General features: G+C 37.5%; 14 protein-coding genes. 9 read left to right on the top strand and 5 right to left on the bottom strand.

Annotated features, from left to right (window positions below; genetic code table 11):
- Window positions 1-2 precede the first annotated feature (2 nt).
- The 7 genes from QNH29_RS19835 to QNH29_RS19805 all read left to right on the top strand — a co-directional run bounded on the left by QNH29_RS19835 (window position 3) and on the right by QNH29_RS19805 (window position 6,908).
- Window positions 3-1,448, top strand: coding sequence for an aldehyde dehydrogenase family protein (locus QNH29_RS19835; RefSeq protein ID WP_283861053.1), 1,446 nt, complete (start codon window positions 3-5; stop codon window positions 1,446-1,448).
- A gap of 17 nt (window positions 1,449-1,465) precedes the next feature.
- Window positions 1,466-2,248, top strand: coding sequence for an aspartate dehydrogenase (gene nadX / locus QNH29_RS19830; RefSeq protein ID WP_283861052.1), 783 nt, complete (start codon window positions 1,466-1,468; stop codon window positions 2,246-2,248).
- A gap of 91 nt (window positions 2,249-2,339) precedes the next feature.
- The gene (locus QNH29_RS19825; RefSeq protein WP_283861051.1) at window positions 2,340-3,644 is read left to right on the top strand and encodes an aromatic ring-hydroxylating dioxygenase subunit alpha; all 1,305 of its coding nucleotides are present in this window, start codon (window positions 2,340-2,342) and stop codon (window positions 3,642-3,644) included.
- A gap of 60 nt (window positions 3,645-3,704) precedes the next feature.
- Entirely contained in the window at window positions 3,705-4,214 is a 510-nt protein-coding gene (locus QNH29_RS19820) for an aromatic-ring-hydroxylating dioxygenase subunit beta (protein WP_283861050.1), read from the top strand.
- Between the two features lie 22 nt (window positions 4,215-4,236).
- On the top strand, window positions 4,237-5,022 hold the full coding sequence (locus QNH29_RS19815; protein WP_283861049.1) for an SDR family NAD(P)-dependent oxidoreductase: 786 nt from the start codon (window positions 4,237-4,239) through the stop codon (window positions 5,020-5,022).
- Between the two features lie 5 nt (window positions 5,023-5,027).
- Entirely contained in the window at window positions 5,028-6,017 is a 990-nt protein-coding gene (locus QNH29_RS19810; protein WP_283861048.1) for a VOC family protein, read from the top strand.
- A 117-nt stretch (window positions 6,018-6,134) separates the two neighbouring features.
- Window positions 6,135-6,908 (top strand): M50 family metallopeptidase, encoded by a 774-nt coding sequence (locus QNH29_RS19805; RefSeq protein WP_283861047.1) that lies wholly within the window; start codon window positions 6,135-6,137, stop codon window positions 6,906-6,908.
- Between the two features lie 36 nt (window positions 6,909-6,944).
- Here QNH29_RS19805 and QNH29_RS19800 read toward each other — a convergent pair whose 3' ends face one another.
- The gene (locus QNH29_RS19800; protein WP_283861046.1) at window positions 6,945-7,283 is read right to left on the bottom strand and encodes a hypothetical protein; all 339 of its coding nucleotides are present in this window, start codon (window positions 7,281-7,283) and stop codon (window positions 6,945-6,947) included.
- Window positions 7,284-7,445: 162 nt separating this feature from the next.
- Here QNH29_RS19800 and QNH29_RS19795 point away from each other — a divergent pair, with 162 nt between their 5' ends.
- On the top strand, window positions 7,446-7,931 hold the full coding sequence (locus QNH29_RS19795) for a nitroreductase family protein (protein ID WP_283861045.1): 486 nt from the start codon (window positions 7,446-7,448) through the stop codon (window positions 7,929-7,931).
- Between the two features lie 39 nt (window positions 7,932-7,970).
- On the opposite strand, the gene QNH29_RS19790 is transcribed toward QNH29_RS19795, so the two are convergent.
- Entirely contained in the window at window positions 7,971-8,957 is a 987-nt protein-coding gene (locus QNH29_RS19790; protein ID WP_283861044.1) for an NAD(P)H-dependent flavin oxidoreductase, read from the bottom strand.
- A gap of 281 nt (window positions 8,958-9,238) precedes the next feature.
- On the opposite strand from QNH29_RS19790, the gene QNH29_RS19785 reads away from it, so the two are divergent.
- Window positions 9,239-10,213: an acyltransferase family protein gene (locus QNH29_RS19785; RefSeq protein WP_283861043.1), complete on the top strand. Its 975-nt coding sequence runs from the start codon at window positions 9,239-9,241 to the stop codon at window positions 10,211-10,213.
- Window positions 10,214-10,295: 82 nt separating this feature from the next.
- Here QNH29_RS19785 and QNH29_RS19780 read toward each other — a convergent pair whose 3' ends face one another.
- The 3 genes from QNH29_RS19780 to QNH29_RS19770 form a co-directional block, all read right to left on the bottom strand.
- On the bottom strand, window positions 10,296-10,820 hold the full coding sequence (locus tag QNH29_RS19780; protein WP_283861042.1) for a MerR family transcriptional regulator: 525 nt from the start codon (window positions 10,818-10,820) through the stop codon (window positions 10,296-10,298).
- A 52-nt stretch (window positions 10,821-10,872) separates the two neighbouring features.
- Entirely contained in the window at window positions 10,873-11,868 is a 996-nt protein-coding gene (locus QNH29_RS19775; RefSeq protein ID WP_283861041.1) for a MerR family transcriptional regulator, read from the bottom strand.
- Between the two features lie 171 nt (window positions 11,869-12,039).
- Entirely contained in the window at window positions 12,040-12,828 is a 789-nt protein-coding gene (locus QNH29_RS19770; protein WP_283861040.1) for an HAD family hydrolase, read from the bottom strand.
- Between the last annotated feature and the right edge of the window lie 60 nt (window positions 12,829-12,888).

The raw sequence follows: 12,888 nt of genomic DNA, 5'->3' as shown, positions 1-12,888 counted from the left end.
GAATGATATCAACATATCCATTTGTTTCAGGTAAATACTTGATTGGTGGCAATTGGTATGAAGCAGCTAAAAAAACCAATGTCATTAATCCTGCAAATATAAATGAAATTGTCGGGGAAGTGGCTTTATGTTCTGCATCAGATGTTGCCCATGCGATTACTACAGCTGAAAAGGCTTACGAATCCTGGTCCCGTAGTGATATTGAGGAACGGGCTAGCAATATGCACTTGGCAGCTGAAGAAATAAAAGCACTAGTTGAAGAGAATGTAACATTGCTAGTACGTGAGAATGGAAAAGTACTAGTGGAGGCAAAGAAAGATTTGCTGCGCTGTGTAGATATTATGCACCAAGCAGCAGATGAACTTCTCGAATGGTGGAAACCTGAAGTTTTGAAAGGTAATCAAAAGGTGCAAATCCGAAAACGTGCACGCGGTGTCACTGCTGTTATTTCACCATGGAACTCCCCAATGATTTTAACTTTTAAGCGAGTGATTCCTGCTGTGTTGACAGGAAACACGGTAGTGGTTAAGCCAGCTACAAATTGTCCTCTGACAATTATGTCGTTTTTAAAGGTGGTAGCTTCCTATTTTCCTGCAGGAGTTATCAATGTCGTAACAGGTTCGGGCAGGGTGATTGGTGAGTCGCTTTGTTCTGACCCAAGAGTAAAGACGATTGCTTTCGTGGGCAGTACTGAAACTGGAAAAGAGATCATGCGTGCAGCTTCAGGTACAGTTAAGAACCTCTATATGGAACTGGGCGGAAATGACGCAGCCATTATTCTGGAGGATGCCAATCTTGATGAAGACAGTATTAAACGTCTTCGGTTCGGTGTACTTCGTGCTGCAGGCCAAGTATGCTCAGCTATAAAAAGGATTTATGTACATGAATCAAGATATGAAGAGGTCGTACAAAAACTAAAGAAAGAATTTCAAAGAATTAGGATTGGGAATGGTATTCAGCCTGATGTTGAAATGGGACCATTAAATAATAAATCGCAATATGACTATGTAAAAGGTTTAATTGAACGTGCTGCGGATTCGGGTGCAACTATCATTTCAGCTGGAATTCAGATAGATCCGGAATCATGGGATAAAGGGTACTTTATATTGCCAACGATTATTACAGGTACAGATCAAAATAGTGAGATTGTACGTGCAGAACAATTTGGTCCTGTCATTCCTATTTTGCCTTTCTCAAATTTAGACGATGCCGTCAAGCTTGCAAATGATAGTGAATTCGGCTTAAGAGCATCGGTTTGGACTGAGGATGAAGAACTGGCAATCCAATTAGCAGACCAATTAGAAGCAGGAGCTGTTTTTCATAATAACCATACAGTTTTTCAAGACCTCCATCTTGATTTCCCAGGGCTAAAAGAAAGTGGACTATCTCGTGAAGTAAGGCACTGTGGGTTAGAATATTTTGCAGATTCCTATGGGTTTGCCAACTGAGAAGGAGGAAACTTCAGATGAAAATCGGATTAATCGGCTGCGGGAACATTGGCAAATTCCTACTTCAAAGTATAAATACCCATAAACTTCTGGAAGATTCCAAAATTATCGGTATCTATACACGCAATCCAACATCTGCTCAGCAGCTAGCAGCTGAATATGATACTGCAGTCTTTGAGAATATTGAATCACTTCTACAATCAGATGTAGATTTAGTAGTCGAGGCGGCTACAGTTGAAGTGGTAAAACAAAATGCTTCATCCATTCTAAGCAGTGGAAAGGATTTAGTGTTAAGCAGTGTAGGTGCTCTTAGTGATTTGAATTTCATTCAATCACTTGAGGAAATTTGTAAGGTTAATGGGAAGAAAATCCATCTCCCCTCGGGTGCAATCGGTGGTTTAGATGTATTAAAGGCAGCGAAATCTAATGGTGAACTCGAAAGTGTTTCGATTATTACAAGGAAGCCTCCTCAGGCTTTACCAGGCGCACCTTTGGATAAAGAGCAAGTACTTTTTGAGGGGTCAGCGAAAGAGGCCATTGAGCTTTTTCCGAAAAACATCAATGTGTCAATCATTTTATCTCTTGCAGGTTTAGGACCAGATAAAACCAGAGTTAAAATTATATCTGACCCATGTATTAAAAAAAATAGTCATTGTATTGAAGCAAAAGGTTCATTTGGAGATCTAAGTATCAAGGTTGAGAATGATCCAATGCCGAACAATCCAAAAACAAGTTACTTGGCAGCACTGAGTGTTTTATCATCATTAAAAAATAAAGATGCGGTAATCCAAGTTGGCTAAAAAATATTATCAATAACATCCAGGGGCAAACGTTTGAATTACTTTTTCCCCTGAATGAGGCAGCACCAATCTATGTTTAGGGGGATTAGGCATGTATAAAACGAACATAAATTTAGAAGAAATGTCTAAAAAGGAAGCAATTGAATACTTAAATGAAACCGTTCAACCTGAAACTGGGTCTATTCCTGCCTATCTTCTAGGTGATCCAACCATATATGATTTAGAGCACCAAAAAGTATTTTTAAAAACTTGGATATTCATTGGACACGAATCAGAAATACCTAACAAAAATGACTTCATCACTAGAGATGTGGCTGGCTATTCTGTCATTATTTCTCGAGGTACTGATAACCAAATTCGCGGCTTGTATAATATGTGTACACACCGAGGAATGAAGCTTTGCCGAGCTGACGCAGGGAATAAGTCTTTATTTACGTGTCCCTACCACGGATTTAATTTTAAAAACAATGGAGATTGTGTGGGTGTTCCACTACAAAAGGACATTTACGGGGATAGTCTAGATAAATCCCAGCTGGGTTTACACAAAATTAGAGTAGAGTCATACAAAGGATTATTATTTGGCACTTGGAATGATGAAGCAGAGTCTTTAGAGGCATTTTTAGGTGATTTTAAATGGTATATTGATATATTCGCAGGAAGAGCAGAAATGGAAGTAATGGGACCGCCGCAAAGATTCGTCATTCACTCTAATTGGAAAATCGGAGCTGATAACTTCGTAGGTGATTCCTATCATACGATGGTTACTCATGGATCTATTGCAAAATTAGGAATGGTACCAAGTGCAACGTACTCGAAAAAAGGTTATCAAATCCACACAACCAACGGGCATGGTTTAAACCTGGGTACACCAAATCCAGACTTTGCCTTCCCAGAGGAATTAAAAGAAGAATTCAAATCCAATTTAACAGAAGAACAATATGAGGTTCTATCAAATCTTAAAAATATGATTGGAAACATCTTTCCTAACCTATCGTTTTTAATTTCTCATACAAAAATTAAAGGACAGTTAATCTCTAATACCTCTATGCGAATTTGGAGACCTATTTCAGTAGATAAAATGGAAGTGATTACTTGGTTCTTAGTGGAGAAAAATGCCCCAGAGGATTGGAAAAGACGTTCAAGGGAGTCATTTATTCTAACATTTAGCCCTTCTGGTATTTTTGAACAGGATGATACGGAAGTGTTTACTGATATTACTGCAGCAGCGTCTGGCACGATGCCATTAATGAAACAGCTTACATTTAACTATACGATGGGCTTGCACCGTAAACCAGTAACAGAATTTGTTGGCCCTGGAGTAGTATACGATGATAAATTCACAGAAGCAAATCAACGAAATTTTTATCGGTATTGGCTTGACTTAATGACAAAATGAGATTGCTCTCACACTTTTCAGACCTTTATAAAAAACTAGCAAAGGATTGAGGGAGAAGTTATGACAATTGAAAAGATGCTAGCAACATACGAGTTTGAACAATGGCTCTATCGTGAAGCTAAACTGTTAGATGATATAGATTTTGATGGATGGTTTAGTTTAATGCACCCATCTTTAAAATATCAAATGCCGGTTCGCGTTAATAAAGAGGGGATAGAACGCCCCGATTATGCGTTGGATATGTTTGCGTTTGATGATGATATTGAACTATTGAAGATTCGTGTGGATCGTCTAAAAACGGATTATGCATGGGCAGAAATTCCACCTTCACGAACTAGACGGCTAGTCAATAATGTCAGGCTGCTTGATTACGTACCTAAGGAAAAGGCAGTTGTTAACAGTTATTTAATGATTTATCGGAGCCGAAGCACAGATATTCATCACGATTTAATATCCGGTGAACGACAAGATGAATTTATTTTTGAATATGGAGAATGGAAGCTTTCAAAACGCTTTTTCATTGTTGATCAAACGACGATTAATACACGAAATCTAGCTATCTTTGTTTAGTAGCAGGAAGGAGCAGTGTTATATGGCTCAGTTACATGGTAAATCAGTATATTTAACTGGTGGTGCCTCTGGTATCGGAAAGGCTGTAACAGAGGCTTTTGTAAAAGAAGGAGCAGTGCTTACTGTTCTCGATAGATCATTAGTGGGATTGAACCAATTAAAGCAGCAGTTTGGTGATTCTGTACAATGTATCGAGGGTGATGTTACGAATTATCAAGCACATGCTGATGCAGTTCGAATGGCAGTCGAAGCATATGGTAAGTTAGATGTCTTTGTTGCGAATGCAGGTGTGTTTGACGGGTTTGCTAAATTTCAGACTGTTACTCCCGAAGCAATGTCAAATGCATATGACGTCCTGTTTGACATCAATGTAAAAGGATATTTCAATGGGGCCAAGGCGTCAGTGGAGGAATTGAAGAAAACAGGCGGTAATATGATTTTCACTGTGTCAGGTGCAGGATTCTATCCTGATGGAGGAGGAGTCTGGTATACCGCCAGTAAACACGCACAAATTGGCTTAATGCGCCAGCTTGCATTTGAGCTGGCTCCTGACATAAGAGTGAATGCTGTTGCTCCGGGAGGAACGTTGACAGCCCTAAATGTTATTTCTCCGCTGCAGCCATTTGTAAAATCGGTAGATAACGAGGCAAAGGAAAAAAGTATAAAATCACGAAACCCGCTTCGGATTGCAATGACTTCTGAAGACCATGTAGGAGCTTATTTGCTGCTTGCTTCGGATAATGCAAGGGCCATAACAGGAGAAGTGATCTCGAGTGATGGAGGCTTATCTGTCCGTGGATTAGGCTGATAAAAATGGGAATTGAGGTGCCATTTGTGAATGAATCGCTAACAGAAAAGAAGCCATTGGCTGGAAATAATGAAATCAATCAACTCGCATTTGTTGTTCATGATATTGAGAAGACATCAGAATCGTTTGCTAAACTTCTCGGGATTCCAAAACCAGCATGGTTCTTAACAGGTGATAGTGATGTTTCCAAAGTGGTTTATCGCGGCAAGCCAACAAATTCTCGAAGTAAATTAGTGTTTATGAATACACAAACCGTGCAATTTGAACTAATTGAACCAAATGAAGAACCTGGTACAATGCGTGAATTTTTAGATACAGTTGGAGAAGGAATCCATCATATTGCTTTTGATGTTGATTGTATTAAGGATAAACTTTCTGTTTTTGCGGAAAATGGCTATCCTTTACTGCAAAGTGGGGAATTTACTTCTAGTGACGGCAGATATGTATATATTGATACCTTGAATGATCATAAGACACTGGTTGAACTTCTTGAAAGTGCAGAACCACGAGATACAGAGCCAAGCAAAGAATCTTATGAACCTTTACTCGGTACTAGCAAAGTGGAACAACTGGCGATTGTTGTAAAAGATCTCGATGCAGCAGCAGCAGCTTACTGTAAACTGCTAGGGGTTGAAAAACCTCAAGTGATTCAATCCGGACCGAGTGAGCTAACTAACGTTGTTTTTGAAGGAAAGGCAACCGAAGGGGATTCTAAATATATGTTTATTAACACCCCGCTGCTTCAAATTGAATTAATTGAACCTGGTAAATCCCCAAGTACATGGAAAATGCATCTTGAAATGCATGGGGAAGGTGTTTACCATATTTCGTTTGTTATAAAAAATATGGAGGAAAAAATTAAGCTGCTAGAGGATATGGGTTATCCAGTTATTCAAACTGGTAATTTCTATAATGGGAAAGGCAGATATGCTTATATGGATACCACTTCGGACTTTAAAGTAATCATAGAATTACTTGAAAGATTTGATTCTTAAGAATGAGTGCTAGGCACCAAGGTGCCCGGCGCTTTTTTGTATATTGTGAGAGTAATCTTCCTATTAGCAGCAACTTAAGGGAGTGAATATTTTCAGAAAATAAAGAAAAATGATAAAATGGTAATAAATATTGACAATGAAAGAAAAGAGGGGAAAGGTAAATTGGGTTATTTAAAAGAAAAACTTAGTATGAAATTTTTCCTCTTCATTGGGTTGGCACTCGTTTTAGTTAAAATTCCACTAATTGGTGATTATTTTAGAATCATTAATACGGTGATCCATGAATCTGGTCACGCGTTTATTGCTCTAATTGGAGGAAATATAGAATCGATATCATTGTACATGAATGCGGATGGAGTAACACACGGAACAGAATCGGTTTGGATTATTAATTTCATAACTTGTGCAGCAGGGTATACAATCGCTTCGTTCCTTGCATACGCATCTTTTTTGCTAATTAAAAAGAAAAAACATATACTTTTTGTCGATTTGCTATTGGGAGTCATCATCATTAATTTGATATTATGGGTGCGCAATCCCTATGGTTTATTCTGGCTTGCATCTTTCGGGCTATTATTTCTAGCGGTGCTAATTAAAGGGAGTAAAAAGGTAATTCATAACCTGGTATTGTTAATAGCCTCAGTATTATTAGTGGAATCTGTCAGTACAGCATATGATATACTCATCATCAGTATGATACAGCCGCATGCAGCTGGAGACGCAACCAATCTATCTCAGTTAACAGGTTTTATTCCGGCTCAAGGGTGGGGGGTTTTCTTCTTTGCCCAAGCGCTATTTTTCGTTGTACTTGGTTTTAAGAAAGGTTTGTTTAGTTTAGGTAAGGGTGATATTCAGCACAATTATCAATTAGAAGGAACAAAAGAATACTAACCAAAAAGCTCACCGGATTGGTGAGCTTTCTATACATTAATAGTAATAAGGATATGGAAAGAAAAATGGGAATACAAAGACAGCATATGGAAAGCGGCGTCTCCTAAAGCGACGGAATCTGCGTCTGCCATATCCACCATATCCGCCATAGCGCATATCATTGGAGTCGTCATCGACATCCTCAGGAACGAGCATCGTAATGCCTTCGTCATCCATATCTTCAAGAATACCATTCATTTGAGTGCCATCCCTCATTTGACCAACAACATGGTAATTCATATAACGCTGACAGGTATTCAAGATATCCCGATAATCGCCAACTTCTTGGCTTTGATATCCTAGACTTTCATCGGGCCTATAGTAATAATTATTCATTATATTCGCCTCCTCGCACACATCATATTCAGGTCTAAAGAATTAGTTACCTATTACATACAGAATATAAAGATTAAGTAAATATTTTGAAAAAGTAGAACATAAGATAGATTAATGTGAATAAAATCACTCGTTATTTCGGTATATAAAGGAGGGGTTTAAATGGATATCCTTGATATTATTAGAAGCAGGAGGAATATTAAAAAGTTTAAATCCGAAACTGTGCAGCTAGACTTAATCTATTCATTTCTGGAGGCAGCTAAGATGGCTCCAAATCATCGAATGACAGAACCATGGGAAGTGTACTTTATAGGTCCTGATACAAGAGAAAAACTGAATCATAAGACAAATTTTGGGAATGCACCTGTACTAATGGCTGTATTATCCAAACATGGGGCAAGCACCGTTGAAAAAGAGGAAAATGCGTTGGCGACAGCTTGTTTTGTGCAAAACTTTAATTTAGCAGCCTGGTCAGAGGGTATCGGTACGTTCTGGTCATCCATCGGAATCACTGCAAAGAATCGGGAAATTCTAGGAGTTCCTAATAATTATGAGCTTGTTGGTGTATTAGGAATTGGGTACCCTGAAATCGTGCCAGACCCAAAACCAAGAACATCCATCAAGAACAAAATAAAACATTTACCTTAACAAAGAAGACAACCGAAAACTCGGTTGTCTCTTTTTGGATTAATCATATTGACTAGTAACAGCATTCTGATATTCAAATGTCAGATTATTTATTATTTGTTGCACAGGGAGAATGTCCTTTATTTCATGGACACGTGCACCGGCAAAGACAAGTCCATTTTCCGCATCTCCTCCCATACTTGTAAGCAGGGAATCCAGTGTACAGAAGCGATAAGAGCAATTTTTTAAACAATCATGGCATTTTGCAATCTTTAATTTGTCGGTGCCGCTGATTAATTTTGCAAAGTTATTTACGATTACCCTGCCGTGCAAGCCAACGGTTGTTTTTACCAGTGAGGTATCTTCTTTTCGAGCGTCCACATATTTTTGTTTAAATGATAGCGGAGCATCACATTCTTCACTTGCGACAAACCTTGTGCCCATCTGAACCCCGGCAGCCCCCATGGAAATGGCTTTAGCTATATCTTCTCCCGTCATGATTCCACCTGCAGCTAGGACAGGGATGGATACTGTTTCCACTACTTCAGGAAGAATATCAAACATCGGTCTGTCTGTGCCAAGGTGTCCGCCAGCTTCAAACCCCTCCACCACTACTGCTGCAGCCCCAAGCTTTTCAGAAATCCTAGCTAGTTTGGCTGAAGAAACAATCGAAATGACAGGAATGCCAGCCTGTCTTCCCCAAGCATACATATCCCTTGAAATTCCGGCTCCTGAAATAATAAAATCCACTTTTTCTTCAAGTGCTGCCTTCATCTTTTCTGCAAAATCATTCATGGCAAATAAAACATTTACGCCAATATATCCGGTGCCTTGAACTAGACTTTTTGCTTTTCTAATATGATCCCGCAATTCATCCGTTGTAATACCTGTACCAGAGATAATCCCAACACCGCCAGCATTGGCTACGGCTGAAGCCAGCTTGCTCAGTGATATACCAACTCCCATACCGCCTTGGAAAATAGGTACCTTAGGCATGATATGTGCAATTTTTAATTGTGGAAAGTTCAAGTGATAACCCCATTTCATTTGTTTAAAAATTTAAAACTTACTCTGCATACTATCATCAATCATCATTTGTGTATGTGATTTTTATCATCAGGTCATAAAAGTAGGTTATAGAATTTATTGCCAATAAAATAGTCATAAAAGCATAGGAAATTACTATTATTATTTTGAAATTGTGATTTGTTTGAAATAAAAAGTAACTTTTATTAAATTTCTTTGTAACATTAATAAGGTAAAATGGTGTAAAATAGGTTGGGAATTTTTTTAAAATAATTTTATGTGAAATTTTGAGGGGGGATAGGATGGCTTCTGAAGCAAGCAGAAGTAAATATTTTGATAATGCCAAGTTTATATTAATTTTTCTTGTTGTTTTTGGGCATATGATTAGCCCGTATAAGGAACAGGATAAAGTTTTATTTACTTTATATACAGTGATTTTTCTTTTTCATATGCCGGCATTTATTATGATATCTGGCTATTTCGCTAAAGGATATAAGAAGAAAGGTTATTTGCTTAAGACTGTTCAAAAAATCTTGATACCCTATTTTGTGTTTCAAATCATTTATTCGATTTTTTACTTTCTAGTTGGAAAAGAAAAAACACTTGAATTTGATTTATTTCAGCCACATTGGTCATTGTGGTTTTTATTAAGTTTATTCTTTTGGAATTTATTACTTTATGTGTTTGCAAGATTAAAATGGGCTGGATTGTTGATTGCCGTGATACTTGGAGTCGCAGTTGGTTATGTTGAAAATGCAGGCAGTTTTATGAGTATTTCTCGGACGTTTGTTTTCTTTCCCTATTTCTTATTAGGCTTCTTATTAAAAGGGGACCATATAAAACGTATCATTGGAGCAAAATTTGCGGTACCGGCTGGAGTAGTCATTATCTTGATGACATTTCTATTTTTTGGTTTTAGTTTTCCACAAGACGCTGTCCCATGGCTTCTAGGAGACACCTCCTATGAACATATGGGCGGTATGCAGCTTAGTGATGGATTACTGCGTGCAATGCAATATGGTTTAACACTAATTGTAGTGTTTGGCTTTTTGCCTTTAATACCGTCTAATCAATATCGGATAACGAAAATAGGTGAACGGACACTTTATGTTTACTTATTTCATGGGTTTATTATTAAATCGATTCAAGCCATTTTACCGAATGCCATCTCAGAAAATTATATTTTCTTAATCACTTTCTCCTTTGTGGTTTGTATTGTTCTGGGGAGCTATATGATAAAAAAATATACTCAGCCGCTTGTCGAGTTGAAAATATAAAGCCGAATGTGTTTTAAACACATTCGGCTTTATATTTTAGAATTGTCTAGTTTCAGCGGCTTAGGTACTGAAGCTTTTCTAATTACCCTAAAAATCCAAATAGGGAACTAACGAAGTTCTTCTTTTTTCTATTAAGTTTACCTTGCTCTAATATTAGTGGTTTCTCTGGCAATGTGGATTTTTTAACCTCTTGCAGCTGTGATTGCAGTGATTCCACTTGTTTTGTTAAGTTTACAACTTGACTTTGTAATTCTTCTATTTCTCGACGGTGCTGCAGGAGCTGATAGGAGGCCACAGAGTCTGCCTTAGAATTTACCTTTGCTTCTAAATCACTGACAATCGAATACAATCTTTCAAGCTCAGAATTGCTTTCAATCGCTTTTACTGTTCCTTTCCTAACTTTCTTTTCTTGTACTGGAGCGATTTCTTGAAGCATGGTTCCATTTTGGATTTGCGTCTGAATATTTTTTAGAAGGTCAATATCCTCATTATTAAAATGATAGTGTCCTCGTTCATTTCGCTCCATTGGAAGTTCTAATTGTTTTACCCATCGTTGAATGGTACTAGCTGAAACCCCTAATAATTTTGCAACTTGGTTTGTATTCATCATCATTCCCCCCGCTAGAAAATTTGACAATAACAGCAAGCGTCTTTACTTATTACTCCCAGAATTTCCACCATTTTTTTTCTTTTGCGGCAGCTACATCTCGAAAACTTGTTAACAAATCCTGAAAGGCAGCCTCTCTTTGTGTAATTTCATAGCGGAATTGATCCCGTTCTTTTCCACGCTCTAAACGGTCGATTTCAATCGCTTCCGACAGGTTATAGATTTCCGTATTTGTAATATCTACGTAATGAGCTAGTTCTTCTGTAGATTGAGATAATTGCTTCGAAAGTGTATAAATCTCTTCTGAAGTTTCGTGAGAGGCATTGGCAATACTTTTAGATAAATAAAGCAGTCTCTCGGTCGTCTGTTCCGCGTTTTTTTCAAGATGTCCTGATAAATGTTGAAACTCAGCTTTTGTAGTTTCTGTAGACTTATTAATCGATTCTGAAATCGTATTTACGGTATAATGTGCGCCATCCGCAATTTCCTTTTTAACCTCTTCAACTACTTCTTTTCTGAGAACACTCCTTATTTCCTCTTTTACTTCATTGAGGAAAGTTTGTTTATATTGATTCATGGCATCGAAAAATTCATCGGCAGTCTTAATCGCAAGTTCCTCATTCGTAACAGGCGTTACTTCTTGAGGTGCAATTGCCAACTCTTGGGTTTCTGGTTCAGCCAATTCTACTTCAAATTCTGAGATATCTACTGAAAGTTCAGAAACTTTTTCTTCTGATTCGGAACCTTCATCATTCATTTCCGCAACGATTTCATCTGGTAAGTTAATTTCTTCACCCAGTTCAGCGATTACTTTTTCAATATCAGTTTCACCACGTAAGGATTGTAAAATCATCGTTGTATTTAGTTTCATATCGTGCAGTTCCTTAATTTCTAAAAGTAAATCTATTTCTACTTGTGAATAAATTCTGGCGCCTTGTTTCGTTCGGGGAATATCTAAAAATTCTTCAAGTTCTTCTTCCCATTTCTTCAATGTAGCAGGTTTAACATTTATTTTTTTGGAAACTTCCTTTAATGTGAAAGTTCTCATAAGTGTTCAAATCCCTTCTATCTAATTTACGTAAAACAGCTTTAGATAGTAAATTCTCTATAAAGCACCTCATTTTCCTGCAGGGTGACAAAAGCTATCAAAACAAGACGTATACCACGAAATACCAACAAATTCATGCAAAAAAAGCTGTGCGTAATGCACAGCTTATGTTTATTCAACAATACCCAGCGATTTTAACCCGTTATAAATTCCTGAATTATTTACGGTTGTCGTTTTATGCTTCGCATATTGAAAGAGATCAGGATGGCCATTACCCATAGCAAATCCTTCACCAACACTCATAAGCATTTCTTTATCATTTAAACCGTCACCAAAAGCAATTGCATGTTCTTTCGAAAGACCAAGGTGCTTGAGTACAAATTGAACGGCAAACCCTTTATTGACTCTGTCTCTAATAACATCATAACAGTGACGCATTCCTTCAAGATTTACTTGGGATAAATGAATTTGATCTTCAATATTATATAAAGCTGTATCATTAGATTCTACGTTTATCAAGGTCATTCCTAGAATCTCATAATCCTTTGCAGATATATAGGTTGCGTTTTTATGTAGATGGAATTTCACGATAAATTCTTTCACACACTCAGCGTCTAGGTCTGTAAAAATATTTTCGTCCTTCGTATACAAAACAAGCTCATGTTGATTTTGTTTCGCTATGTCTAAAAATTGTTTTACGCTTTCCTTTTTCATCGGTTCCTGGAAAAGGTCCTTCCCTTGGTAAATGGCAAAAGCACCATTATATCCAATAAGCGAGGTTACCTTTAACTTATCAGCAAGGTCCCTGATTTCATGTAATGGTCTTCCCGTTGCTAGAAAAACCTCTATTCCTTTTTCTTGTACCTGCCGAATTGCTAAGATTGTTGTTTCATCAATGGAATCATCCGGCATGATGATGGTTCCATCTATATCTAAAAATAAAATCTTGTACTCAGACATTTCATTGCTCCTTTGTGTGGTATGTGGTCTTAGTTTAACATTAATAACTTGTAGATAAAA

Origin of the sequence: Neobacillus sp. DY30, from assembly GCF_030123065.1 — a bacterium.
Lineage (GTDB): Bacteria > Bacillota > Bacilli > Bacillales > Cytobacillaceae > Neobacillus.
Note: the sequence above shows the minus strand (reverse complement) of the source record. Positions and strands in the feature narration are given on the sequence as shown.